The organism is Streptomyces atratus, assembly GCF_014648655.1.
Taxonomy (GTDB): domain Bacteria; phylum Actinomycetota; class Actinomycetes; order Streptomycetales; family Streptomycetaceae; genus Streptomyces; species Streptomyces atratus.
The window spans coordinates 69,816-95,829 of sequence record NZ_BMRN01000013.1 but is presented as its reverse complement, the minus strand read 5'-3'; the positions used below and the strand labels follow the sequence as shown (position 1 = coordinate 95,829).

Genomic DNA, 26,014 nt, shown 5'->3' with positions numbered 1-26,014 from the left:
TTTCTTTTCCGCTCGGACCTGTGCGGGACCCGCCCCGGACGTACACCCCTTCCCTTACCGTCTGATGTGCCCTGCACCTTCATCAGCGAAACCGAGAGCGAAAGGTAGAGTCCGGCGGCGTGCACCTCAAGGCCCTGACCCTGCGTGGTTTCAAATCATTCGCCTCCGCGACGACGCTGCGGTTCGAACCCGGTATCACGTGCGTCGTCGGTCCCAATGGGTCGGGCAAGTCCAATGTGGTGGATGCGCTCTCCTGGGTCATGGGGGAGCAGGGTGCCAAATCCCTGCGCGGCGGCAAGATGGAAGACGTGATCTTCGCCGGCACCACCGGGAGGCCGCCGCTCGGGCGGGCGGAAGTATCGCTGACCATCGACAATTCCGATGGCGCACTGCCCATCGAGTACGCCGAAGTGACGATCACTCGGATCATGTTCCGCAACGGCGGCAGCGAATACCAGATCAATGGCGACACCTGCCGGCTCCTGGACATCCAGGAACTTCTCTCGGACTCCGGTATCGGCCGCGAGATGCATGTCATCGTCGGACAGGGCCGGCTGGACTCCGTACTCCATGCCGATCCGATGGGGCGGCGCGCATTCATCGAGGAAGCCGCGGGTGTCCTCAAGCACCGCAAGCGGAAAGAGAAGGCGCTGCGGAAACTGGACGCGATGGGGGCCAATCTGGCCCGCGTCCAGGACCTGACCGACGAGCTGCGACGGCAGCTGAAACCTCTGGGCCGGCAGGCGGCCGTGGCGCGCCGGGCCGCCGTCATCCAGGCGGACCTGCGCGACGCCAGGCTGCGGCTGCTCGCCGACGACCTGGTGCGGCTGCACACCGCGCTGCGCAGCGAGATCGCCGACGAAGCGGCGCTCAAGCAGCGCAGGGAGGCCGCCGAGGCGGAGCTCAAGTCCGCCCTGGCGCGCGAGGCGGAGCTGGAGGACGAAGTGCGGCGGCTGGGGCCGCGGCTCCAGCGGGCCCAGCAGACCTGGTACGAGCTGTCGCAGCTGGCCGAGCGGGTGCGCGGCACGATCTCGCTGGCCGATGCCCGGGTGAAGAGCGCCGGCGCCGCCCCTGAGGAGGAGCGGCGCGGCACGGGATTCAGGGACCCCGAAAGCATGGAGCGCGAGGCTGCCCGGATCCGTGAACAGGAGGCGGAGCTGGAGGCCGCGCTGGAGGCGGCGGAACACGCACTGGAGGACACCGCCGCCCACCGGGCCGAACTGGAAAGGGAGTTGGCTGCCGAGGAGCGCAGCCTCAAGGATGCCGCCCGCGCCATCGCGGACCGCCGAGAGGGGCTCGCCCGGCTGAACGGACAGGTCAACGCCGCCCGTAGCCGGGCCGGTTCGGCGAAGGCGGAGATCGACCGGCTTGCCGCCTCGCGCGACGAGGCGCAGGAGCGGGCGGTTGCCGCGCAGGAGGAGTACGAACAGCTCAAGGCCGAGGTCGAGGGCCTGGACGCGGGCGACGCGGAGCTGGGTGAGCGGCACGAGGCCGCCAAGCGGGAACTCGCGGAGGCGGAGGCGGCGCTCTCCGCGGCCCGGGAGGCCGCCACCGCCGCCGAACGGAAGCGGGCGGCGGTCGCGGCCCGCCATGAGGCACTTGCCCTCGGTCTGCGCCGAAAGGATGGCACCGGTGTGTTGCTCGGCGCGCGGGACCGCCTGTCGGGCCTGCTCGGTCCGGCCGCGGAACTCCTGACGGTGGCGCCGGGGCACGAGGTGGCGGTGGCGGCGGCGCTGGGCGCGGCGGCGGACGCGGTCGCGGTGACGGATCCGGCCACGGCAGCGGACGCGATCCGGCTGCTTCGCAAGCAGGACGCGGGGCGGGCGGCGCTGCTGTTGGGCGGGGCGCGGGATGGGGTGCCTGATCAGGGTGGTGCCTCTGGTGCCTATGGGGTCGATGTGGCCGGAGCGCCCGCCGGAGGTCCGCCCGCAGTGGGCGACCTCGTCCGCGGGCCCGTCGAACTGGTGGGCGCCGTACGGCGGCTGGTGCACAACATGGTGGTCGTCGGCACCCTGGAGGATGCCGAGGATCTCGTTGCCGTACACCCGGAACTGACAGCCGTGACCGCCGAGGGGGACATCCTCTCGGCCCACTTCGCGCACGGCGGTTCCGCCGGGGTGCCGAGCCTCCTCGAAGTGCAGGCATCGGTCGACGAGGCCGCCACCCAGTTGGAGGAACTGGCCTTGCGGTGCGCGGAGTTGACCGAGGGCCAGCGGCGCGCGGGGGAGCGGCGCAGCGCGAGCGCCGGGCTGGTCGAGGAGTTGGGGGAGCGGCGTCGGGCCGCCGAGCGGGAGAAGTCCGGGGTGGCCCAGCAGCTCGGGCGGCTCGCCGGGCAGGCCCGTGGCGCCGCCGGCGAGGCCGAGCGGATGACCGCGTCAGCCGCCCGTGCCCAGGAGGCACTGGAGCGGGCGACGGAGGAGGCCGAGGAGCTGGCCGAGCGGCTGCTCGTCGCCGAGGAGATGCCGGTCGAGGAGGAGCCGGACACCTCCGTACGCGACCGGCTCGCCGCTGACGGTGCCAACGCCCGCCAGACCGAGATGGAGGCCCGCCTCCAGGTGCGTACCCATGAGGAGAGGGTCAAGGCACTCGCGGGCCGCGCGGACTCCCTCGACCGGGGCGCCCGCGCCGAACGCGAGGCCCGTGCCCGCGCCGAGCAGCGCCGCGCCCGACTGCGGCACGAGGCGGCGGTGGCCTCCGCCGTCGCGTCCGGCGCCCGTCAGCTGCTGGCCCATGTCGAGGTGTCCGTCGTACGGGCCGAGCGGGAGCGGGACGCGGCCGAGGCGGCGAAGGCGGAGCGGGAGCGGGAACTGGCGGCCGAGCGTAATCAGGGCCGCGAGCTCAAGAGCGAGCTGGACAAGCTCACCGACTCCGTCCACCGCGGCGAGGTGCTCGGTGCCGAGAAGCGGTTGCGGATAGAGCAGCTGGAGGCGAAGGCGCTGGAGGAGCTGGGTGTCGAGCCGGCCGGGCTGGCCGCCGAGTACGGCCCCGACCAGCTCGTACCGCCGTCACCGGCCGCCGAGGGCGAGGAGTTGCCGGAGGACCCGGAGCACCCGCGCAATCAGCCGAAGCCGTTCGTCAGGGCCGAGCAGGAGAAGCGGCTGAAGTCGGCCGAACGGGCGTATCAGCAACTCGGGAAGGTGAATCCGCTCGCACTTGAGGAGTTCTCGGCGCTGGAGGAGCGGCACAAGTTCCTCTCCGAGCAACTCGAAGACCTGAAGAAGACCCGGGCCGATCTGATACAGGTCATCAGGGAGGTCGACGAGCGGGTCGAGCAGGTGTTCACCGAGGCGTACCGGGACACGGCCCGTGAGTTCGAAGGCGTCTTCTCGCGGCTCTTCCCGGGAGGCGAGGGGCGGCTCATCCTGACCGACCCGGACAACATGCTCGCGACCGGTGTGGACGTCGAGGCCCGGCCGCCCGGCAAGAAGGTCAAGCGGCTCTCCCTGCTGTCCGGCGGGGAACGCTCGCTCACGGCGGTGGCGTTGCTGGTCTCGATCTTCAAGGCCAGGCCGAGTCCGTTCTATGTGATGGACGAGGTCGAGGCGGCGCTCGACGACACCAATCTGCAGCGGCTGATCCGGATCATGGAGGAGCTCCAGGAGAGTTCTCAGCTGATCGTGATCACGCACCAGAAGCGGACGATGGAGGTCGCCGATGCGCTGTACGGCGTCTCGATGCAGGGCGACGGCGTCTCCAAGGTCATCAGTCAGCGGCTGCGCTGAGCCTTTACCCAATCTTCAATACTTCAACGTGCGTTTTGAGCGTTCCTGTGCGGGTGTGTGCCAATAGCAAATATTGACTTCGAAGCTTGAAGGCATACTCTCTGAAACGTCGTCTTTACGTTCAAGTGGTGGCGGTAATGAAGTTATGCGCCACTTGGAAGAGCTCGCTCCCCCACAAGAGCTCGCCCCCCACACCTGACGACGCTGCCAGGCATCAGGAGTACATGTGACCAGCACATCGCAGGGACCGGCGTCCGGAGCCCGAGAGGCCCATCCGGACCACCTCGGCCATGTCATCTTCATCACGGCAGCCGCTGCGATGGGTGGCTTCCTGTTCGGCTACGACAGCTCCGTCATCAATGGCGCCGTCGAGGCGATCCGCAGCCGGTACGACATCGGTTCGGGAACGCTCGCCCAGGTCATCGCCATCGCCCTGATCGGCTGTGCGATCGGCGCGGCCACGGCGGGGCGCATCGCCGACCGCATCGGCCGAATCCGCTGCATGCAGATCGCCTCCGTGCTCTTCACCATCAGCGCCGTCGGCTCCGCCCTTCCGTTCGCGCTCTGGGACCTGGCGATGTGGCGCATCATCGGCGGCTTCGCCATCGGTATGGCCTCGGTGATCGGCCCGGCGTACATCGCCGAGGTCTCGCCGCCCGCCTACCGCGGCCGGCTCGGCTCCTTCCAGCAGGCGGCGATCGTCATCGGCATCGCCATCTCCCAGCTGGTCAACTACGGCATTCTGCAGCTCGCCGACGGAGATCAGCGCGGCAAGATCGGCGGCATCGAGGCCTGGCAGTGGATGCTCGGCGTGATGGTCGTCCCCGCCGTCCTGTACGGGCTCCTGTCGTTCGCGATCCCCGAGTCGCCGCGGTTCCTGATCTCGGCCGGCAAGAAGGACCGGGCCCGGCAGATCCTCGAGGAGGTCGAGGGCAAGAACGTCGACCTCGACGCCCGGGTGGCCGAGATCGAGATCGCCATGCACCGCGAGCACAAGTCCAGGTTCAAGGACCTGCTCGGCGGCCGCTTCGGATTCCTGCCGATCGTCTGGGTCGGTATCGGCCTGTCGGTCTTCCAGCAACTCGTCGGCATCAACGTGGCGTTCTACTACTCGGCGACGCTGTGGCAGTCCGTCGGCATCGACCCCTCGGACTCGTTCCTCTACTCGTTCACCACGTCGATCATCAACATCGTCGGTACCGTGATCGCGATGGTGCTGGTGGACCGGGTGGGCCGCAAGCCGCTCGCGCTGGTCGGCTCCACCGGTATGGCCATCGCCCTCGCCTTCGAGGCCTGGGCCTTCTCCGCCCACCTGGTCGACGGCAAACTGCCGCACACCCAGGGCATCGTGGCGCTCGTCGCGGCCCATGTGTTCGTGCTCTTCTTCGCCCTGTCGTGGGGTGTCGTGGTCTGGGTCTTCCTCGGCGAGATGTTCCCGAACAAGATCCGCGCCGCCGCGCTCGGCGTCGCCGCGTCCGCGCAGTGGATCGCCAACTGGGCAATCACGGCGAGCTTCCCGAGCCTGTCCGACTGGAACCTGTCGGGCACGTACATCATCTACGCATGCTTCGCCACGCTCTCGATCCCCTTCGTGCTCAAGTTCGTGAAGGAGACCAAGGGCAAGGCGTTGGAGGAGATGGGCTAATCCCCGCTGCCCCTCTCCTCGACCACGGAATGCCCCGGCCCGCACCTGCGCGCCGGGGCAGTTCCGGTGGTCCGGTCAACGCGTGACCGCCTCGCAGAACAGCCGCAGGCTGCGCCACCCCTCCTCGACGGGCATCCCGCCGCACAGCGGATGCAGCACCAGGCTGTCCAGTTCCCCGGCCGCCCCGGCGCACTCGTCCGGCGTGATGACCCGGTAGACCCCCTCGTCCCGCAGCTCCGCCACCGTCGTCGCCGCCGAGCGCACGGCCGAGCGGATGTCCTTGGACTGCCAGGAGGTGTACGTGCGAGCCTCGTGCAGGAAGCGCTCGCCGTACTCCGCCCAGGTCCGGTCCGGGTCCTCGGACACATGCAGCAACGGCGTCTCGGCGGACGGCATCATGCAGAAGCCGTCCGCCCCGAATTCCGCACGCTGCTCGTGGTAGTACGCCTCCAGTTCCGGCAGATGCGCGCTCGGGAAGAACGGCAGCCCGAACCGGGCCGCCCGCCGCGCCGCCGCTCGCGAGCTGCCGCCCACCAGCAGCAGCGGGTGCGGCTGGGTGTACGGGCGTGGCGTGATCCGGACCGTACGGCCCCGGTACGTGAACGGTTCCCCGGTCCACGCCTGCAACAATGTCTCCAGGAGCTCGTCCTGGAGACGGCCGCGCCTGCCCCATTCGACACCCGCCTGTTCGTACTCCTCGGGCCGGTAGCCGATCCCCGCCACCGTGACCAGTCTGCCCGCGCTCAGCAGGTCCAGGACCGCGATGTCCTCGGCCAGCCGCAGCGGGTCGTGCAGGGGGCCGATGATCGCCGAGACGGTGACCGCGATCCGGTGGGTGGCGCCGAAGACCGAACCCGCGAAGACGAAGGGGGAGGGCAGCCAGGAGTTGGCGGCGCCGTGATGCTCCTCGGTCTGTACGGTGTCGATGCCGTGCTCGTCGGCGTACGCGGCCATCTCCAGCGCGGCGCGGTACCGGGCCGAGAGCGACTCGGGGGTGGCATCGGGATCGACGAGATTGAACCGGACCACTGTGAAGGCCATGACACTTGTCCCCTGCGTCGGGCGGACTCGGCGAGGCGGGACAGTAGCTGACGTAGCGTCAGAAGTGTAGAGGTGCGACGCCTTCGGGCCGTTCCCGGCCTGCGGGACGCGGCAGGATCGCGTACAGCGCGGCGGACACGGCGATCGTGGCCGCCCAGCCCAGTCCGTGGCGCCCGATCCAGGTGGCGGCGAGAGGGCCGGAGAACCACTCCACGCCGGTGAAGAGCAGGCCCACCACCAGGCCCACGGTCCACGCGGTCACGGCGGTCACGGCGAAACCTCCCGTGTACCAGTAGGCGCTGGCCGGTGTGGTGTCCAGGAGTGCCGCGGGGTCGTACGTACGCCCGCGCAGCTGATCCACACCGAAGACGCCGATCCATGCCGAGAATGTCACCGCGAGCAGTGTCAGAAAAGATACGAAGGAATCCAGGAAACCCGCCGTCATCATCAGCAATGAGCCCAGAAACAGACTGATGGCGGCATTCACCCCGACCGCCCAGGCGCGGGGGATCATGAATCCCAGTGTCTGTGCGGTGAATCCGGCCGAATACATCGACATCGCATTGATCAGCACCATGCCGACCACGGCGATCAGCAGATACGGCACCGAGAGCCAGCCCGGCAGCAGGGGGCCGATGAACGAGACCGGATCCTGGGTGACTGCCAGGCCCGGCGTGGCGACCGCCATCACGGAGCCCATCAGCACCATCGGCAGAAACACGATCCCGGCGCCGCCCACGGTCGCCACGATCATCGCCCGGCCGGACGCGGTCCGCGGCAGATAGCGGGCGAAGTCGGGGCCGGTCGGAACCCAGCTGATCCCGCCGGCCGCGAGTGTGCCGACTCCGGCGATCATCATTGCCGTGGGCCCGGCGGGCCTGTCCAGGACGTCCCGCCATTCGGTCCGGCCGATGAGGTCGATCAGTACGAGGAGGCTGAAGCCTCCGAAGAGATACGCCGACCAGGTGCAGCACACCCGCAGGGCGCGCACGCCCAGCCCCGACACCAGGAAACTGCTCCCTACGAAGACGAGCAGCGTCGCCATGATCAGGGTGTTGTCGCTCTCGATGGAGAAGAGCAGATCCAGTACGGCGAGCAGGGCGTAGCCGCCGGTTACCGCGTTCACCGTCTCCCAGCCCCAGCGGGCGATCCAGATCAGCGCACCGGGCAGCAGATTGCCGCGCTGGCCGAAGACGGCCCGGGAGAGTGCCATGCCTGGAGCCCCGCCCTGCTTGCCCGCGATCGAGACCAGGCCGACCAGTCCGAAACTGACGACCGGCGCCGCGATCGCGACGGCCAGCACCTGCCAGAAGTTCAGCCCGTTGAAGACGACGAGCCCCGCACCCATGGTGAGCAGCAGCACGGTCAGGTTCGCGCCGACCCAGGTGGGGAAGAGGGTCCGGACCCGGCCGGTGCGCTCGCTGTCGGGGACGGGCTCCAGGCCACGGGTCTCCACAGGCGGGATCGTACCTTTACCGCCAAAAGGTGTATAACACCCGAGGGTGGTGCAGGGGTGATCCTTCGGGGCGGCCCCCCACGGCGGACGTGACTGATACTGGGTGGGTTATGGAATTCGTCATCCTTGCTGTAGTCATCGCCCTGGTCGCGGTCGGCGTGATCAGCGGGCTCGTGGTCAGCAGCCGCAAGAAGAAGCAGCTGCCCCCGGCACCGTCGAGCACGCCGACCATCACTCCTCCCGCCGAGCCCCATGTCGGCGAGGAAGCCGAGACGCCGCGCGAGGAACCGCGCCGCACCATCGAGGAGGTCGGTCCCCCTTCGGTCGAGGCTCCCGCCGAGGAAGCCCCCGAGGCCGTCGAGCCGGAGGCGCCCGCCGCCCCCGCCCTCGAGGTGCCCGAGCCCACCGCGGGCCGTCTGGTCCGGCTGCGTGCCCGGCTCGCCCGCTCGCAGAACTCCCTCGGTAAGGGGCTGCTCACGCTCCTGTCCCGCGACAACCTCGATGAGGACACCTGGGAGGAGATCGAGGACACGCTCCTCACCGCCGACGTCGGCGTCGCACCCACCCAGGAACTGGTGGAGCGGCTCCGTGAACGCGTCCGCGTTCTCGGCACCCGTACCCCCGAAGGGCTGCGCTCGCTGCTGCGTGAGGAGCTCCTCACTCTGCTCGGCACCGACTTCGACCGTGCGGTCAAGACGGAGAGCGGGGTCGACACCCCCGGTGTCGTGATGGTCGTCGGCGTCAACGGAACCGGCAAGACCACCACCACCGGCAAGCTGGCCCGGGTGCTCGTCGCCGACGGCCGCAGCGTCGTGCTCGGCGCAGCCGACACCTTCCGGGCCGCCGCCGCCGACCAGCTCCAGACCTGGGGCGAGCGCGTCGGCGCCCGCACCGTGCGAGGACCCGAGGGCGGCGACCCGGCGTCGATCGCCTTCGACGCGGTGAAGGAAGGGATTGCCGAGGGCGCCGATGTCGTCCTCATCGACACCGCGGGACGGCTGCACACCAAGACCGGGCTCATGGACGAGCTCGGCAAGGTCAAGCGCGTCGTCGAGAAGCACGGACCGCTCGACGAGATCCTGCTCGTCCTCGACGCCACGACCGGACAGAACGGTCTGGTGCAGGCCCGGGTGTTCGCCGAGGTCGTCGACATCACCGGCATCGTGCTGACCAAGCTGGACGGCACTGCCAAGGGCGGCATCGTCATCGCCGTCCAGCGTGAGCTGGGCGTGCCGGTGAAGCTGGTCGGTCTCGGCGAGGGACCGGACGATCTGGCTCCGTTCGAGCCGGAGGCGTTCGTGGACGCCCTGATCGGAGACTGACGGGCCTCGCGCGCCCGCAACAGAGCCCGACCGCATGAGGCAACTGCGGTCGGGCTCTTCGTCCGGTCGGGTTCTGTGCCCGGGACCACCGGGCTCTGTACCCGGGATCACCGGGCTCTGCGTCTGAGAGCGACCATCGATTGAGCAACCCCGACGACGGGACCCCACCTCCGCGAAAGCGGTGGCGGTTCAGCCGCAGTGGGGCGCGCGATGGCAGCTGTACGCCAGTGTGCCCAGCAGCAGCCGGGCCTGCGGCGGTGCGGCCGCCGTGGCCAGCACCGGCGGGCGCAGCCACCGGACCGGGCCCAGGCCGCCCTCGTCGGACGGCGGGGCGGTGATGTGGCAGCCGGGCCCGAGCGCCCGCAGATCCAGACCCGCGTCGTCCCAGCCCATCCGGTACAGCAGCTGCGGGAGCTCGGCGGCGGCACCCGGGGCCACGAAGAACTGAGCCCGCCCGGCCGGTGTCACCGCGACCGGGCCGAGCGGCAGCCCCATCCGCTCCATGCGGACCAGGGCCCGGCACCCGGCTGCTTCGGCGACGTCGAGGATGTCGAAGGTGCGGCCCACCGGAAGCAGCATCGAGGCGCCCGGCACCTGGGCCCAGGCGTCCGCCGCCGTGTCGAGCGTGGCCCCTGCGGGGACCTCGCGGGCGAAGTCCAGTGGATGGGCGCCGGGGGAGGGGCACTGCGCCTCCCCGCACGAGCAGCGGCCGGCCGCGGCCCGCGCTCCCGGCGCGACAGCCCAGCCCCACAGCCCTGTGTACTCGGCCACTGCCGTGTACTCGGCCGCACGGCCGCGGCGCCGTGAGCCGGTGCGCATGTCGCGGATGCCGCCGATCGTGAAGCCCATGCCCCCTCCAACGTGTCCGACTCGCCAGTGGTTACGACGCGGAGTCCATCGTGACGCTCCGTCGTCGCTGCCGACCCGTGGCGCGCCGGTGCACTCGGAGTCTTGCGACACGTTCCATGCGCCCCGTCGTGCGTCACTGCGCCCACTGCTGATCGCCGTGTGTCAAGTGAATCGCGCCCGACGGCGGTGGCGTTCATTCGAAGGGGTGGCGAATGGTGGCGTTTCTGTAATCGCCCTCGCGGTGGCGGTGATCGTAGGATTACCGTCGGTACACGAACCATGGAAGTATGTGCGCCCATGGGTATGCCGGAGGCAACCCGATTTCCTGTTCGATCGTGCGCAACCTCCGTATGGGCGGCATCGGATCAGGGCAATCTGATAGTGGTTCGCGCGACAGTATTCAGCGGATGGGGGCGTTCCAGTGAGTGGCAGCGGCGCAGGCGATACGAATGCCGGTAAGCGCCCCAATGAGCAATTGGGCTCATGGTTCGTGCGCAGCGGCTGGTCGAAGGGCGAGCTGGCGCGGCAGGTGAACCGCCGGGCGCGCCAGATGGGCGCTCACCACATCAGCACCGACACCTCCCGGGTACGGCGCTGGCTCGACGGTGAACAGCCGCGCGAGCCGATCCCGCGCATCCTCTCCGAGCTCTTCTCGGAGCGCTTCGGCTCCGTCGTCGCCATCGAGGACCTCGGACTGCGCGCGGCGCATCAGTCACCGTCCGTGTCCGGCGTCGACCTGCCCTGGGCCGGCCCGCAGACCATCGCCCTGCTCAGCGAATTCTCCCGCAGCGATCTCATGCTCGCCCGCCGCGGATTTCTCGGCTCCTCGCTCGCGCTCGCCGCGGGACCCGCCCTGATCGAGCCCATGCAGCGCTGGCTGGTGCCCGTCACCGCCACCGGACCCGCACAGCCGGAGCCGGCCGCTGCGGCCCGCCGACCCTCCCGGCTCTCCGGCCCCGAGCTCGACCTGCTGGAGTCGACCACCGCGATGTTCCGCCAGTGGGATGCGCAGTGCGGCGGCGGACTGCGCCGCAAGGCCGTCGTCGGCCAACTCCACGAGGTCACCGACCTGCTGCAGGAACCGCAGCCGGCAGCCACCGCCAAGCGGCTCTTCCGCTGCGCGGCCGAACTGGCGGAGCTGGCGGGCTGGATGAGCTACGACGTCGGCCTCCAGCCCACCGCTCAGAAGTACTTCGTCCTCGCGCTCCATGCCTCGAAAGAGGCCGGCGACAAACCGCTCGGTTCGTATGTTCTGTCCAGTATGAGCCGCCAGATGATCCACCTCGGACGGCCCGACGACGCCCTCGAACTGATCCATCTCGCGCAGTACGGCAGCCGGGACTGCGCCACTGCGCGCACCCAGGCCATGCTGTATGCGATGGAGGCTCGTGCGTACGCCAACATGGGCCAGCCCAGCAAGTGCAAACGAGCCGTCCGGATGGCCGAGGACACCTTCCTCGATGTCGGGATCGACGGCGAGCCCGAGCCCGACTGGATCCGCTTCTTCTCCGAGGCCGAGCTCAACGGCGAGAACTCCCACTCGTACCGCGACCTCGCCTATGTCGCGGGCCGCAGCCCCACGTACGCCACGCTCGCCGAACCCCTCATGAAGAAGGCCGTCCAGCTCTTCGGCGAGGACGGCGAGCACCAGCGGTCGTACGCACTCAACCTGGTCGGCCTCGCCACCGTCCACCTCCTCCAGCGAGAGCCCGAGCAGTCCACGGTGCTGGCCGAGAAGGCGCTGCGGGTGGCCAAGAAGATCCGCTCCGAGCGCGTCAACACCCGGCTCCGCAAGACCGTCGACACCGCTGCCAGGGACTTCGGAGACATTCCCGAAGTCGCCGGGCTCACCGATCTCCTCACCGAGCAGCTGCCCGAGACCGCAGAAGCGGTCTGAGCCGCACCCCAGGCCCCGGCCACGGCGGCCACCCCGCACAGACCGACTTCGGCTCCCCCAATTGCCAGGTCAGCGGGTGGTCGGCGTGGCCGGTTCGTGTTGCCGTTCCCGTACGGGAGAGTCGTAACCGCACCGTATGCGGCCCCGGCTGCAGAGTAGGCCCGGCCCCGGACACGCCACGGCCGGTTCATGGTGACGTAACACACCGGACCTCTTCGTCACTGTCGCGAAACACCGTGCGGCATCGGCGGAAATCGTGCTGGGCGAATCTCATGGCGCATAACCGGCCCGCACCTTTTCCCCAGTGGTCCCGCACGTGGTCCCGCTCTTACCGCCCGCACGCGGCCGCACCGACGACGAGGAGACGCCGATGCCCCCAGGCATCACGACGCCAGCCGCAGACGCCCCGACGCTGTCTGCCGCCAACACCGGGTTCATGCTCATCTGTTCCGCCCTGGTGATGCTCATGACCCCGGGCCTGGCCTTCTTCTACGGAGGCATGGTCCGCGTCAAGAGCACCCTCAACATGCTGATGATGAGCTTCATCAGCCTCGGGATCGTCACGATCCTGTGGGTGCTCTACGGATTCAGCCTCGCCTTCGGCACCGACATCGGCTCCGTCATCGGCTGGAACTCGGATTACGTCGGCCTCAGCGGGATCGGTATCACCCAGCTCTGGGACGGCTACACGATCCCCGTCTACGTCTTCGCCGTCTTCCAGCTGATGTTCGCCGTCATCACCCCCGCACTGATCAGCGGCGCCCTCGCCGACCGGGTCAAGTTCACCTCCTGGGCCCTGTTCATCACGCTCTGGGTCACCGTCGTCTACTTCCCCGTCGCCCACTGGGTCTGGGGCGCGGGCGGCTGGCTCTTCGAGCTCGGCGTCATCGACTTCGCCGGTGGTACGGCCGTCCACATCAACGCAGGTGCCGCGGCGCTCGGCGTGATCCTCGTCATCGGCAAGCGCGTCGGCTTCAAGAAGGACCCGATGCGGCCGCACAGCCTGCCGCTCGTCATGCTCGGTGCCGGACTGCTCTGGTTCGGCTGGTTCGGCTTCAACGCCGGCTCGTGGCTCGGCAACGACGACGGCGTCGGCGCGGTCATGTTCGTCAACACCCAGGTCGCCACCGCTGCCGCGATGCTCGCCTGGCTCGGTTACGAGAAGCTCCGCCACGGCTCCTTCACCACCCTCGGTGCGGCCTCCGGCGCGGTAGCGGGCCTCGTCGCCATCACACCTTCCGGCGGCGCGGTCAGCCCGCTCGGCGCCATCGCGGTCGGCGCCATCGCCGGTGTCCTGTGCGCCATGGCCGTCGGCCTGAAGTACAGGTTCGGCTACGACGACTCCCTGGACGTCGTCGGCGTCCACCTCGTCGGCGGTGTCGCCGGTTCCCTCCTCGTCGGCTTCTTCGCCACCGGTGGTGTCCAGTCCGACGCCAAGGGCCTCTTCTACGGCGGCGGTCTCGACCAGCTCGGCAAGCAGGCCGTCGGTGTCTTCGCCGTCCTCGCGTACTCTCTGGTCGTCTCCGCGATCCTCGCCTTCCTCCTGGACAGGACGATCGGGATGCGGGTCGACGAGGACGACGAGATCTCCGGCATCGACCAGGTCGAACACGCCGAGACCGCGTACGACTTCAGCGGCGCGGGCGGCGGCGCGGCCCCGCGCACCACGGCCTCCGCACCGGCACCGGGCACGACGGCAACACCGCAGACGAAGAAGGTGGACGCATGAAGCTCATCACCGCAGTCGTGAAGCCGCACCGGCTCGACGAGATCAAGGAGGCTCTCCAGGCTTTCGGCATCCAGGGCCTCACGGTCACGGAGGCCAGCGGCTACGGGCGCCAGCGCGGCCATACCGAGGTCTACCGGGGCGCCGAGTACACCGTCGACCTCGTCCCCAAGATCCGTATCGAGGTCCTCGTCGAGGACGAGGACTCCGAACAGCTCATCGACGTTGTCGTGAAGGCCGCCCGAACCGGCAAGATCGGAGACGGCAAGGTCTGGAGCGTGCCGGTCGACACCGCGATTCGTGTACGAACGGGCGAACGCGGCCCGGACGCACTCTGACCCACGGTCCCGAAACGGAAGGCAGCCGGGTGACGAGCACCGAAGTGACCACCGAATCCGAAGACTCGGAACCCAGCAGCTACGCGGCGGCCCGGCTGCGCCTCCTCCAGGAGAAGGCGCAGTCCGGGCCGCCGCGCCGTGCGGCCCTCGCATCGCTCACCGACGACTGGCTCACCGCGCTGTTCACCGCCGCGGCCGAACAGACCGGCGTCCGCGGCGCCGCCCTCGTCGCCGTCGGCGGCTACGGCCGCGGCGAACTCTCCCCGCGCAGCGACCTCGACCTCCTGCTCCTGCACGACGGCAACGCCGACGCCGGGGCCATCGCCTCCCTCGCCGACCACATCTGGTACCCCGTCTGGGACCTCGGCCTCGCCCTCGACCACTCCGTACGCACCCCCGCCGAAGCCCGGAAAACAGCCGGCGAGGACCTCAAGGTCCAACTCGGACTGCTCGACGCCCGGCCCGTCGCCGGAGACCTCGGCCTCGTCGCCGCCCTGCGCACCACTGTCCTCGCCGACTGGCGCAACCAGGCCCCCAAACGCCTCCCCGCCCTCGACGAGCTCTGCCGCGAACGCGCCGAACGCCAGGGCGAGCTCCAGTTCCTCCTCGAACCCGACCTCAAGGAGGCCCGCGGCGGACTGCGCGACGCCACCGCCCTGCGCGCCGTCGCCGCCTCCTGGGTCGCCGACGCCCCCCGCGAAGGCCTCGCCGAAGCCCGTCGCGCCCTCCTCGACGCCCGCGACGCGCTCCACCTCACCACCGGCCGTGCCACCGACCGCCTCGCCCTTCAGGAACAGGACCAGGTCGCCACCGCTCTCGGTCTCCTCGACGCGGACGCCCTGCTCCGCCAGGTGTACGAGGCCGCCCGCACCGTGTCCTACGCAACCGACGTCACCTGGCGCGAGGTCGGCCGCGTGCTCCGCTCCCGGTCCACGCGCCCCCGGCTGCGCGCCATGCTCGGCGGCGGCAAGGCGGCCTCCCCGGAACGCACCCCGCTCTCCGAGGGCGTCGTCGAGGCCGACGGCGAAGTCGTCCTCGCCCGCTCCGCCCGCCCCGAACGCGACCCCGTGCTCGTCCTGCGCGCCGCCGCAGCGGCCGCCCAGTCCGAACTCCCGCTCTCCCGCCACGTCGTACGCCACCTCGCCACCGCCGCACGCCCGCTGCCGGTGCCCTGGCCCGCCGAGGCCCGTGAGGAACTCGTCACCCTCCTCGGCGCGGGCGAGGCCACCGTCCCCGTCTGGGAAGCACTCGAAGCCGAAGGACTGATCACCCGCCTGCTCCCCGACTGGGAACGCGTCCACTGCCGTCCACAGCGCAACCCCGTCCACACCTGGACCGTCGACCGCCACCTCGTCGAAGCGGCCGTCCGCGCCTCCTCCCTCACCCGTCGCGTCGGCCGCCCCGACCTCCTCCTCGTCGCCGCACTCCTGCACGACATCGGCAAGGGCTGGCCCGGCGACCACTCCGTCGCCGGGGAGGTCATCGCCCGCGACATGGCGGCCCGGATCGGCTTCGACCAGCACGACGTGGGGGTCATCGTCACCCTCGTACGCCACCATCTGCTGCTCATCGAGACCGCCACCCGCCGCGACCTCGACGACCCGGCGACCGTGCGCTCCGTCGCCACCGCCGTCGGCACCACCTCCACCCTGGAGCTCCTGCACGCCCTCACCGAGGCCGACGCACTCGCCACCGGGCCCGCCGCCTGGTCCACCTGGCGCGCCTCCCTCGTCGCCGACCTCGTCGAACGCGTTGCCACCGTGCTCGCCGGCCAGGCCCCGGAGGAACCGGAACCCGCCGCACCCAGTGCCGAACAGGAACGCCTCGCCATCGAGGCCCTGCGCACCGGCGAACCCGTCCTCGCCCTGCACGCCCAGGCCCAGACCCCGAACGAGGACGGCGAACCGGAACCCGTCGGCGTCGAACTCCTCATCGCCCTGCCCGACCGCCCCGGCGTGCTGCCCGCGGCGGCGGGTGTCCTCGCCCTGCACCGCCTCACCGTGCGAGCAGCCGACCTGCGCGCCGTGGAACTCCCCGCCGAGCTCGGTGAGGGCCGATCCGCGGATCTGCTGCTGCTCAGCTGGCGGGTCGCGGCCGAGTACGGCTCCCTGCCGCAGGCCACCCGCCTCCGTGCCGACCTCGTACGCGCCCTGGACGGCTCCCTGGACATCCGGGCCCGCCTCGCCGAACGCGAGGCCGCCTACCCGAGGCGGCGCGGGGTGAAGGCCCCGCCGCCGAGGGTGACGGTCGCGGCGGCCGGCTCACAGCTGGCGACGGTGATCGAGGTACGGGCCCAGGACGCCCCGGGACTGCTGCACCGGATCGGCCGGGCGCTGGAGCAGTGCGAGGTACGGGTACGCAGTGCGCATGTTTCGACGCTCGGGGCGAACGCGGTGGACGCGTTCTACGTCACGGATACGGACGGTGAGCCGTTGCCCGAGGTACGGGCCGCGGAGGTGGCCCGGGAGGTCGAGAAGACGCTGGGCTGAGGGCCCGCTGCCGCGCCCACAGGCCCTCGTCCGCCCATGAGAATCGGGCGAGGGCTTTGTGTTTCCCGGGGTCCGGATACCCTTGGGGACGACTGACCTGCCCCGCCCCCGACCCTGAGGACCGACGAGCGCCGTGTTCGATACTCTCTCCGACCGCCTTAGCGCGACTTTCAAGAACCTCCGGGGCAAGGGCCGCTTGTCCGAGGCGGACATCGACGCCACGGCCCGCGAGATCCGTATCGCCCTGCTCGAAGCGGATGTCGCGCTGCCCGTCGTCCGCGCCTTCATCGGCAACGTCAAGGAGCGGGCGCGCGGCGTCGAGGTCTCCCAGGCGCTGAATCCCGCCCAGCAGGTCGTCAAGATCGTCAACGAGGAGCTCGTGGGCATCCTCGGCGGCGAGACCCGGCGGCTGCGGTTCGCCAAGAACCCGCCCAGCGTGATCATGCTCGCCGGTCTCCAGGGTGCCGGTAAGACCACCCTCGCCGGAAAGCTCGGCCTCTGGCTCAAGGGCCAGGGCCACTCCCCGCTGCTCGTCGCCTGTGACCTCCAGCGCCCCAACGCCGTGAACCAGCTCAGCGTCGTCGCCGACCGCGCCGGTGTCGCGGTGTACGCGCCGCAGCCGGGCAACGGCGTCGGCGACCCGGTCCAGGTCGCCAAGGAGTCGATCGAGCACGCCCGCTCCAAGCAGTACGACGTCGTGATCGTCGACACCGCCGGCCGCCTCGGTATCGATCAGGAGCTGATGCAGCAGGCCGCGGACATCCGCGACGCCGTCAGCCCCGACGAGATCCTCTTCGTCGTCGACGCGATGATCGGCCAGGACGCGGTCAACACCGCCGAGGCCTTCCGTGACGGCGTCGGCTTCGACGGCGTGGTGCTCTCCAAGCTCGACGGTGACGCCCGCGGTGGTGCGGCCCTGTCGATCGCCCATGTCACGGGCAAGCAGATCATGTTCGCGTCGAACGGTGAGAAGCTCGAGGACTTCGACGCCTTCCACCCCGACCGCATGGCGTCCCGCATTCTCGACATGGGTGACCTGCTCACCCTGATCGAGCAGGCGGAGAAGACCTTCAGCCAGGAAGAGGCCGCCAAAATGGCCTCCAAGCTGGCGTCCAGCAAGGGCAAGGACTTCACGCTCGACGACTTCCTGGCCCAGATGGAGCAGGTCCGGAAGATGGGCTCCATCTCCAAGCTGCTCGGGATGCTGCCCGGCATGGGGCAGATCAAGGACCAGATCAACAACATCGACGAGCGCGACGTGGACCGTACCGCCGCGATCATCAAGTCGATGACCCCGAAGGAGCGCGCCGAGCCGACGATCATCAACGGCTCGCGCCGCGCCCGTATCGCCAAGGGCTCCGGTGTCGAGGTCAGCGCCGTGAAGAACCTGGTGGAGCGGTTCTTCGAGGCACGCAAGATGATGTCGAAGATGGCGCAGGGCGGCGGCATGCCGGGGATGCCCGGGATGCCGGGCATGGGCGGCGGTCCCGGTCGGCAGAAGAAGCAGGTCAAGCAGGCCAAGGGCAAGCGCAAGAGCGGCAACCCGATGAAGCGCAAGGCCGAGGAGCAGGCCGCGGCGGCCCGTCGCGAGCAGGCGGCGGCGCAGGGCGGTGCGTTCGGTCTGCCGGCGCAGGAGGACAAGAACTTCGAGCTGCCGGACGAGTTCAAGAAGTTCATGGGCTGATCGCCCGACGACATGCGCAGGGGGCGCCCACCGACGGTGGGCGCCCCCTGCGCATGTTCCTATGCGGCGTGCCGTCCCGGCCGCAGCGTCGTGCCGTTGGCCAGCCCCGCCGGGTCCAGGGACAGCGAAGCGGCCGCGGTGGCGCCCACATCCGCGAGGCTGTCCGCGTCCGGCAGCAGTTCCACGCCGTCCGTGCCGGGCCGGTGGATCAGCACCGGCACGTACTCGCGCGTGTGGTAGGCGTGCCCGATCGTGGGGTCGTTCCCGTGGTCGCCGGTGACGATCAGCCGGTCGCCGGGGCTGTCGAGCAGCGCCACGAGCCCGGCGAGCCCGGAGTCCACCTGCTCCAGGAGGCGTCCGTAGCGCTCGGTGTCCTGCTGGTGTCCCGACAGGTCGGTCTCCTGGACGTTGGCGACGACGAGCGCGTCGCCGGGGGCGCGTACCGCTTCGAGGGTGTGGGAGAGCACGTCGGCGGTCTTCACGGCCGGGTGTCGCCGCGCCGCCTCGCAGGCCAGGATGTCGGCGGCCTTCCCCACCAGGGTGACCGGGATGCCGGCGCGGGCGGCCAGACCGGGGAGCTGGCGGGTGTGGTCGAGTTCGGCGCCCAGGTGCTGAACCTCCAGGCCGCCGTTGCGGTAGAAGCCGGTGGCGGGGGTGTCGAGTCCGACGGTTCCCGCATCGCCGGGGCGCACGAACTGCCTCAGCGGGCCGTCCGCGTGGCCGCCGACCGCGATGACCCGGGCGACGGGCGCGACCGCGCGGACGGTACGGGCGACGGCGAGGATTCCGCCGGGGCCGTCGAAGGACAGGTCCTCCAGGCGGCCGGAGGCGTTCCAGTTGATCCCGGGGTCGGCCTCCAGGTTGTCGTGGACGAGGACCGTGCCGTCGACGACGAGGAGCGGCTTGCCGTCCAGCGGTTCGACGCGGTGGCCGGCCGCTTCGAGGGCGGCGGCCACCTCGGCCAGATGGTCGGCGAGCCGGGCCACGGTGACCCGGCTGAAGTCGGCGCCCATCATCGTCTGGTGGCCCGCGAAGGTGTCTGCACCGGGATAGCCGAGCGCGGCGCGGCCCGCGGCGACGGGCAGATGGGTACGGCGGGCGAGGTCCTGGTGCGGGTGGACCAGACCGAGACCCAGCGCGCCGAGTACCGGCAGGCGCAGCGGCCGGCCGAGGGCCGTGCGGCAGTGGTCGAGGACGTGTCCGCAGGTGTCGGCGGTGAGATCGCCGGGGCGCAGGGTGCCCGCGTCGGGCATGGCGCCGATGCCGAATCCGTCGATGACGACGATGACGGTCTTGGCCATGGGTGCCTCCTATTCAGGGGTCGGCCTTAGAGGGCCCGGCCCTGGGCGTCGTACAGCCCGCTCAGCCGGGGTGTGCCGGAGGCGAGTCCGGAGACGACGGCGACGGTCGAGCGGGTGACGAAGATCTGGGTACGGAAGGCGAGCAGTGCGGTGTCGCCGAGCCGGGCGTCCTGGCTGTCGGCGGGAGCGTCGAGCAGCCGGTAGTAGTCGATGTTCTCGGCGGGTGCGTCCTGTACGCCGAGGCGTGCGCCGGTGCGCGGCAGCAGGGCGCTGCGGATGTGGGACCGGGCGTAGAAGCCGCCGCCGCGGATCGCCGGGCGGCCGTCGTCGAGGGTGTGGGCGATCTCGCTGACGTACACGTACGCGGGCTTCTCGGGCTGCCGCAGGTCGAGGGCGTGCAGCGGGGTGGTGCCGGTGAGGGCGTGGCCGGGTTCGCCGTGGGTGGCGCCGAGTTCGGCGAGCAGCGGGAGGGACGCCATCGAGGTGGCGCTGGGGGCGCTCAGCTTCAGGTACTCGTGTCCCCGGGCGGCCAGAACTTCGCGGGCCCTGAGGGCGAGCGCGAAGTTGGGGGTGGCGCGGGGGATGCCGGTCGCAGGGTCGCACAGGACGCAGGGGAAGGCGGTGACGCCCGCGATCCGGATGCCGGGCAGTTGCTCGGCCGCTTCGGCGAACGAGTCGAGGCGGCCGAGCGGGATGCCGCCCTCCTGGCCGGGGTAGACGGTGCCCTCGGCGCCTTCGAGCCGTACGAGAACGTCCTGGACGAAGCCGAGCCGCTGGGCGGTCTCGGACACGGCCCGGGCGTTGGCGAGGTCGAACACGGTGACGGTCTCGGGGCGCCAGGCCAGCATTTCGGGCAGTGCGCGGCGGGGGATCTGGACCAGGTGGCCGAGGTTGCCGGCCTGTGCGCCCGCGGCGTGCAGGGTGCGGGCCTCGGCCGGGTCGATGGCGGCGAACTCGGAGATGTGCCGGGCGACGGCCCTGATGAGCTCGGGGTTGCGGCCCAGCTGTTTGACGACGAACCAGAGGCCGATGCCGACCCGTTCGGCCTCGGCCGCCAGCAGCGCGGCGTTCGCCTCGACGGCGTCGAGGTCCATCACGTAGGTGTCGGGCGGGATCTCGCCGCGCCGGTGAAGGGTGGCCGCGGCGTCGACGAGCTCGGGGTTGCGGGTGAGCACGGTGTCGAGAAACACGGTCAGCCGTCCTTCGGGTCGTTCAGCACGTCGAGCGAGCGGCGCAGGATGTCGATGACGAGATCCGCGCCCGCCCGCATCGGGTTGATGCGTACGGTCCAGTCGGCCAGCTCGGGGGAGTCGTCCAGGGCGGAGCTGGACATCCGGTAGAAGAGCGGCGCGATCTCGTAGCGTGAGTTGGAGCCGACGGGGTAGGAGGCGGCTCCGAAGCGGGCGGCGACGGTGGGCAGCTCCTTCGCGACCGGCCGGTCGAGACGGACGAGCAGGCAGCGGTCCTGGGCGTTGGCGATCCGTACCTCGGCGACGCCGTCCACTTCGCCCGCGGCCAGCCGTTCGGCGACCTCGGCGCCGACCCGGGACTGCACGGACCACATGACCGGTACGTGGGTGAGGGCGCGCAGGGCGTCGAGCGCCTGATGGCCCTGGACCTGTCCGCCGCCGGAGTAGTTGTCGCGGCGGATGTGCCCGACCAGATCGCGGGCGCCGACCACGATGCCGACGCCTTCGGGGCCGTGCAGTTTGAACAGGGAGAAGCAGGAGGCGTCGGCGCCGAGCTCCACTCCCGAGGCGGGGGTGCGCATGACGGCGTAGTTGTCGTCGACGAGGGTGCGGACTCCGGCGGCCCGGCAGGCGGCGAGGACCTCCGCGGGGTCGTACGAGTCGGCCAGCCGCTGCCGGGTGTGCTGGACGTAGGCCCATCGGAACCGGCCGGACTCCAGGACCTCGTGCAGCGCCCGCGCGTCGTTGAAGTCGACCTCGACGGTCCGTACACCGATGCCGCGCAGCGTGACCTCGGTGGTGCGGTAGACGGGGGCCCGGTGGATGAGCAGCGGGTCGCCCGCCCGCACGGCGGCGCCCAGGGCGGCGCGGATCGCGCCGGTGCCCGCGCCCTGGACGAAGGCGGCGTCCTCGGCGCCGAAGAAGTCCGCGAGTACGGCTTCGACGCGGGCGGTGGTGCGGGGGCGGCCGAGACCGGGGACGACGCCGGCGTCCGCGTCGAAGAGCTGGGGGCCCTCGAAGTGCGCGGCGGTGGCCTCCAGGAGCCGGAACTGTCTGGCGATCGCGTCGTCCAGTTCCACCGTCGCGAGCGGGAAGGTCTGCGGAAGTACAGGGCTCATGGTCAGAACTCCTCCACGCGCGCGCCGGTCAGGAAGCGGAGCGGATTACGGCGGGTCATCAGGTCGATCAGGTCGTCGTCGACACCGGCCGCACGGGCCTGGGGCAGGAAGCTCCGGAAGAGATGCCCGTATCCCCGGCCGCCCTCGTCGAGGAGGTAGCCGTGGCGGGAGATGTCGCAGCTGAGCAGCACCCGGTCGGCGTGCCCGGCCTCGACGAGGGCGAGCAGCAGCCGCAGCCGGGTGCCGTCGCTCTGGTAGCCGTCCTTGCCGACGGTGTCGAACGCGACGTATGCCCCGCTCGCCGCGAGCTCCTTGTGGACGGCGGGGTCGTCGAGCAGATCCTGGTGGCCGATGCTGATGCGATGGGCCGGCAGGCCCTCTCCGGTCAGCAGCTCCAGCTGGGCGATTCCGCCGCGGCCGAGCTGGGCGTGGGTGGCGACGGAGAGGCCGGTGGCAAGGGCGGCCCGCGCACTGGCGCGCAGCACCTTGGCCTCGGGCGCGGTCGGGGTGTCGCCGTGGCTGCCGATCTCGCCGAGAACACCGGGGCGGATGCCGGTGGCGCCGATACCGCCGTCGATCTCCTGGACGAGCGAGCCGGTGAGCTCCTCGACGCTGCTGCCGTCGATCTCGGTGGTATGGAACGGTTCGTAGTACCAGCCGGTCGCGGCCACGACGGCGATCCGCGCGTCCCGGGCGATGCGGGCCAGGGCGCGGACATCGCGGCCCATGCCGCGGCAGGTCAGTTCGACGACGAGGGAGAGACCGAACTCGGCGCGCAGGGCGGCGAGTTCGGCGGTGACCGCCGCGGAGTGGAGGCCCGGGTCGAGGACGGCCGCGCCGTCGCCCCTGTGGTCCAGGTCGAGGACGAGGTGCTCATGGGCGAGGGCGGGGCCGGCCACGGAATCGGCTGCGAGGTCGCCGACGACGGTGCGTAGGACGGGCGGTGCGGGGTGGTTCATCGTGGGGGGTTCCTTCTTCGTGTACGTACCCGGCCTCAGCCCTTGATGGGGGTGAACAGGTCGAGCCAGTACAGGACGTTGAGGAGGATGCCGCCGACGATCACCGCGGCGGGAGCGGCGGCCATCTTCACGACCGGCCGGCCCATCGCCTCGTTCATCAGGTAGAGCCCGCCGACGACGAGGATGCCGAGTCCGCCGCCCATGGCGTTGGCGGCCATCAGCGAGCCGAAGAGGATCGCGAGCTGCAGGGTGTCCCCGATCGCGCTGCGCAGGTGTTCCGAGGAGTCACGGACGCTGGGGAGCTTGCCGAGGACCTTGCCGATGTACGAGAGGGCCAAGACCTCGGCGGCGAAGACGACGGCGCCGACGACCGCTGCCAGGAACGGGTTCGGCATCAGGTAGCCGATCGGGTACACCAGCGTGAATCCCGCGATGCCGTACGCGCCGGAGGCCAGCGCGGTCGTCGCGATCAGCGGGATGAAGCCGAAGACCCGGTAGAAGTCGACCTGCGCGGCCTCGGAGTACTGCCCCTTGGCGATCAGGAAGCTGGTCGCTTCGCCGCCGCCGAATATGTGCATCTGGGCCAGCACACAGACTCCGGCGCCGAGCACCATGAACAGCGGGAGGTACTTGCGCAGGCGGGCCGCGCTGGCGCTGAAGAGCGAGGCCATCGGGTCGTCCGCCAGGACGACCTCGGTGACACCCGCGGCCCGGTCGGCCCTGCGCTGCTTCATGTCCTTGGTGACGGCCAGGGCGATCAGCATCAGCACGCCGGCGGCCATGGCCAGCGACCCGGCGAACATCTTCGGCCAGACCTTCATGGTCATGACCACCAGAGCGAGTTCCAGGACTCCCGCGATGGCGCCCCACTTGCGGCCGAACTGCTTGGTGATGGCGAGCACCGGGAACAGCGCGAAGAGGAAGAGGATCGGCGTCGACATCTGCTGCATGGCGGTGATGAAGTCGACGGGCAGGTCGTGCGCGACGTTGTTGGCGCCGTTCAGTCCGAAGACGACGACCGCGCCCCAGGCTCCGCCGAGGATCGGCGCGAGCCACTTCTTCGGCGCCAGCATGCCGAGGATGTCGGTGGGCAGGAAGACGAGCCACGGGTTGAGCACGCCGGTGGAGAGCGCCATCGGGGCGCCGAGTCCGAAGATGAACCCGGCGGAGAGGCCGAAGGAGACCGCCGTCGTCGCGCTGCGGGTGGTGCGCCCCTGGATGAAGTCCAGCAGGAACGGACGTACGCCGTCGTTGAAGACGGCCAGAGCCATGTGCGAGATGTACGCCGTCAGCGCACAGAGGGCTATCACGGTCAGTTGCTGGGCCAGCGTGAAATCAAGGCTGGTACCGGCGGCGAGTGTGGTGCTCACGGATCACTCCTTCGTGCCCGGGACGGGGAGATGCGGACGGATCAGCCGCGGGCGGCGATGGCGCGCGCCATGAGTGGGGCGATGGCGTCGATCTGGTCCATCGAGAAGCCGAAGACCTTCTTGCCGTCGGCGATCAGGGCGCTGATCGCCTCCTCGGTGGGCACGCTGCGGCCGAAGGTGTGGCATGCGGCGCTGCCCATGAGGCCGACGAGGACGCCGAGGGAGGCGCCGGCACCGGTGTGACACGTACCGAGGTAGTAGTCGGCCTGCCCCACGCGGAGCTTCATCGCGGCGTCCATGTCGCTGGAGGTGACGACGTCGAGGGAGTCGATCCCGAGCCTGCCGATGGCCTGGGCGACCTCGACCTTGCCGACTCCACCGGTGAGGATCTTCGTCATGGCTGTCTCTTCTCTCTGTGTCTGTTTCCGCGTGCCGGGACGTGTCTGTTCCGCGCGCGGGGGCCGGTCAGGAAGTGGGGGTGGCCGGTGACTGCTGGGCCAGGACGGCGAAGTGCATGCCGAGGAAGTTGACCTCCGAGTCGGGGAGCGCGGCGCCGAGCTCCCGCTCGGCCCGCGCGGATACGGCGCGGGCGCGTTCGACGGCGTCGGGGTGTCCGGCCAGTTCGGCGGCGACCTGGTCGTCGGTGAGGAACTGTTCGATCGGTTCGCCGTCGAGGAGCCGGGTGAGCGCCATCATCAGATGGCTGGTCAGCATGCCGGCGGTCGCTTCGGTGACGGTGCGGCCGTCGGCTTCGAGGGCGGTCAGCTCGGCGGTGACGAAGTCGGCCACCTCGGGCCGGACCTGACCGCCTTCGCGGAAGAGCTGGATCCGCAGTGCGAGCTGGTCGTCCATGGTGATCCTCCTAAAATCAACAGTAACCAGGATTCTGTATTTTCATCACGGGCGTCCCGCGAGATCTACGTCACCCGACCCGTCGGTCAGTACGAGGGCACGCGCTCGCCCCGCAGTACTTCGCTCTGCAGCCGGGTCACCAGGGACAGATCGAGTGAGTCCCGGACCGCGGCGAGGGCCTTCGCCCCGTCGGTCCGGCCGATGACGGCAGCGCGGGAGTTGCGCAGCGACAGCTCCCGGGTGACCTCGTCGCCGAGCGGGAGCACGTCGACGCCGAGCCCGAGCCGGTCCTGCACCTCGTCCAGGTTCCAGACGGTGGCGTCGACCTCGTTGCGGGCGAAGAGATCGCGCAGCTGCATGTACGAGACCTCCAGCCACTCGATGTCCTTCCGGCCGGCGAAGACCCGCTCCACGAGCATCCGCAGATCCTCGGATGTGTGGTCGACGGCCACCCGCAGTCCGGGGGAGTCCAGGTCGACGCCGTGCCGCAGCAGCATGCCGTGTGCGCCGACGTAGGTGGCGGGGCCCAGGTCGGCGACCAGCTCCACCGGGTGCTCGGCGATCAGCTGGTCGGCCGCGAAGCGGGACAGGACGACGAGGTCGACCTTGCCCTCCAGCAGCGCGGCCGTACGGGCTCCGGCGCCCCGCATGAACGTGATCGCGAACGGGGCGCCCGCTTCCTCGAAGGCGCTGCGCAACCCGGTCGCCAGGCCTTCGTATCTGCGTGAGTACGGGAGCGGCATCGCGGCGAGCAGCGTGCCGAGTCCGGACAGCCGCCAGAGGACGGAGCGGTCCGAGCGGACAAGGAACGTGCCGAGATGGCCGCGGGCGGTCGTCTCGATCGCCCCGGAATCCTCCAGCAACTGCAGGGCCGCCTGAATGGTCCCGTTTCCGCAGCCCAGCTCCTCGGCGAAGTCGCGCACGCGGGGCAGGCGGGTGTCCGGCTCATGGTTGAGCAGCAGGACGGCGAGCTGCCGGGCGGCGAGGCCGTTCCGGGTGAGGAAACGGTCATCGAAATCGTTCACGAATCAAACAGTAAACAGGATTCTGGATAT

19 protein-coding genes are annotated in these 26,014 nt (G+C 70.4%); 8 read left to right on the top strand and 11 right to left on the bottom strand.

Going from position 1 to position 26,014, the window contains the following annotated elements; genetic code table 11:
• Window positions 1-119: 119 nt before the first annotated feature.
• Both smc and IEZ15_RS22220 read left to right on the top strand, forming a co-directional pair.
• A complete protein-coding gene (gene smc, locus IEZ15_RS22225) occupies window positions 120-3,722 on the top strand; it encodes a chromosome segregation protein SMC (protein ID WP_189279076.1) in 3,603 nt (1,200 codons plus the stop codon).
• 226 nt (window positions 3,723-3,948) lie between these two features.
• A complete protein-coding gene (locus IEZ15_RS22220; protein ID WP_189279075.1) occupies window positions 3,949-5,367 on the top strand; it encodes a sugar porter family MFS transporter in 1,419 nt (472 codons plus the stop codon).
• A gap of 75 nt (window positions 5,368-5,442) precedes the next feature.
• On the opposite strand, the gene IEZ15_RS22215 is transcribed toward IEZ15_RS22220, so the two are convergent.
• Together IEZ15_RS22215 and IEZ15_RS22210 are read right to left on the bottom strand one after the other, a co-directional pair.
• Window positions 5,443-6,408 carry an LLM class flavin-dependent oxidoreductase gene (locus IEZ15_RS22215; RefSeq protein ID WP_189279074.1) on the bottom strand — a complete coding sequence of 322 codons (966 nt, stop codon included), beginning with the start codon at window positions 6,406-6,408 and terminating at the stop codon, window positions 5,443-5,445.
• 58 nt (window positions 6,409-6,466) lie between these two features.
• Window positions 6,467-7,864 carry a purine-cytosine permease family protein gene (locus IEZ15_RS22210; RefSeq protein WP_189279073.1) on the bottom strand — a complete coding sequence of 466 codons (1,398 nt, stop codon included), beginning with the start codon at window positions 7,862-7,864 and terminating at the stop codon, window positions 6,467-6,469.
• A gap of 110 nt (window positions 7,865-7,974) precedes the next feature.
• Here IEZ15_RS22210 and ftsY point away from each other — a divergent pair, with 110 nt between their 5' ends.
• Window positions 7,975-9,186: a signal recognition particle-docking protein FtsY gene (gene ftsY, locus IEZ15_RS22205; protein WP_189279072.1), complete on the top strand. Its 1,212-nt coding sequence runs from the start codon at window positions 7,975-7,977 to the stop codon at window positions 9,184-9,186.
• 189 nt (window positions 9,187-9,375) lie between these two features.
• Here ftsY and IEZ15_RS22200 read toward each other — a convergent pair whose 3' ends face one another.
• Window positions 9,376-10,035, bottom strand: a complete 660-nt coding sequence (locus IEZ15_RS22200; RefSeq protein ID WP_189279071.1) for a bifunctional DNA primase/polymerase — start codon at window positions 10,033-10,035, stop codon at window positions 9,376-9,378.
• A gap of 421 nt (window positions 10,036-10,456) precedes the next feature.
• Here IEZ15_RS22200 and nsdA point away from each other — a divergent pair, with 421 nt between their 5' ends.
• The 5 genes from nsdA to ffh all read left to right on the top strand — a co-directional run bounded on the left by nsdA (window position 10,457) and on the right by ffh (window position 18,169).
• On the top strand, window positions 10,457-11,932 hold the full coding sequence (gene nsdA / locus IEZ15_RS22195) for a transcriptional repressor NsdA (protein ID WP_114246897.1): 1,476 nt from the start codon (window positions 10,457-10,459) through the stop codon (window positions 11,930-11,932).
• A 370-nt stretch (window positions 11,933-12,302) separates the two neighbouring features.
• Window positions 12,303-13,661 carry an ammonium transporter gene (locus tag IEZ15_RS22190; protein ID WP_189279070.1) on the top strand — a complete coding sequence of 453 codons (1,359 nt, stop codon included), beginning with the start codon at window positions 12,303-12,305 and terminating at the stop codon, window positions 13,659-13,661.
• Window positions 13,658-13,996 carry a P-II family nitrogen regulator gene (locus IEZ15_RS22185; protein WP_093899110.1) on the top strand — a complete coding sequence of 113 codons (339 nt, stop codon included), beginning with the start codon at window positions 13,658-13,660 and terminating at the stop codon, window positions 13,994-13,996. The genes IEZ15_RS22190 and IEZ15_RS22185 overlap by 4 nt, the downstream gene beginning before the upstream one ends.
• Window positions 13,997-14,025: 29 nt before the next feature.
• On the top strand, window positions 14,026-16,485 hold the full coding sequence (locus IEZ15_RS22180; RefSeq protein ID WP_189279069.1) for a [protein-PII] uridylyltransferase: 2,460 nt from the start codon (window positions 14,026-14,028) through the stop codon (window positions 16,483-16,485).
• Between the two features lie 133 nt (window positions 16,486-16,618).
• Entirely contained in the window at window positions 16,619-18,169 is a 1,551-nt protein-coding gene (gene ffh / locus IEZ15_RS22175) for a signal recognition particle protein (RefSeq protein WP_189279068.1), read from the top strand.
• Window positions 18,170-18,228: 59 nt separating this feature from the next.
• Here ffh and IEZ15_RS22170 read toward each other — a convergent pair whose 3' ends face one another.
• The 8 genes from IEZ15_RS22170 to yhfZ all read right to left on the bottom strand — a co-directional run bounded on the left by IEZ15_RS22170 (window position 18,229) and on the right by yhfZ (window position 25,984).
• Window positions 18,229-19,470 (bottom strand): phosphopentomutase, encoded by a 1,242-nt coding sequence (locus IEZ15_RS22170; protein ID WP_189279067.1) that lies wholly within the window; start codon window positions 19,468-19,470, stop codon window positions 18,229-18,231.
• A gap of 26 nt (window positions 19,471-19,496) precedes the next feature.
• Window positions 19,497-20,660: an alanine racemase gene (locus IEZ15_RS22165; RefSeq protein WP_189279066.1), complete on the bottom strand. Its 1,164-nt coding sequence runs from the start codon at window positions 20,658-20,660 to the stop codon at window positions 19,497-19,499.
• A gap of 2 nt (window positions 20,661-20,662) precedes the next feature.
• Window positions 20,663-21,778, bottom strand: a complete 1,116-nt coding sequence (locus IEZ15_RS22160) for an aminotransferase class V-fold PLP-dependent enzyme (protein ID WP_189279065.1) — start codon at window positions 21,776-21,778, stop codon at window positions 20,663-20,665.
• Between the two features lie 2 nt (window positions 21,779-21,780).
• Window positions 21,781-22,737: a phosphotriesterase family protein gene (locus IEZ15_RS22155; RefSeq protein ID WP_189279064.1), complete on the bottom strand. Its 957-nt coding sequence runs from the start codon at window positions 22,735-22,737 to the stop codon at window positions 21,781-21,783.
• A gap of 35 nt (window positions 22,738-22,772) precedes the next feature.
• Window positions 22,773-24,107 (bottom strand): YhfT family protein, encoded by a 1,335-nt coding sequence (locus tag IEZ15_RS22150; protein WP_189279063.1) that lies wholly within the window; start codon window positions 24,105-24,107, stop codon window positions 22,773-22,775.
• Window positions 24,108-24,148: 41 nt separating this feature from the next.
• On the bottom strand, window positions 24,149-24,505 hold the full coding sequence (locus IEZ15_RS22145; RefSeq protein ID WP_114246906.1) for a DUF2620 domain-containing protein: 357 nt from the start codon (window positions 24,503-24,505) through the stop codon (window positions 24,149-24,151).
• A gap of 67 nt (window positions 24,506-24,572) precedes the next feature.
• Window positions 24,573-24,959, bottom strand: coding sequence for a PRD domain-containing protein (locus IEZ15_RS22140; protein ID WP_189279062.1), 387 nt, complete (start codon window positions 24,957-24,959; stop codon window positions 24,573-24,575).
• A gap of 86 nt (window positions 24,960-25,045) precedes the next feature.
• The gene (gene yhfZ / locus IEZ15_RS22135; protein WP_189279061.1) at window positions 25,046-25,984 is read right to left on the bottom strand and encodes a GntR family transcriptional regulator YhfZ; all 939 of its coding nucleotides are present in this window, start codon (window positions 25,982-25,984) and stop codon (window positions 25,046-25,048) included.
• Window positions 25,985-26,014 lie beyond the last annotated feature (30 nt).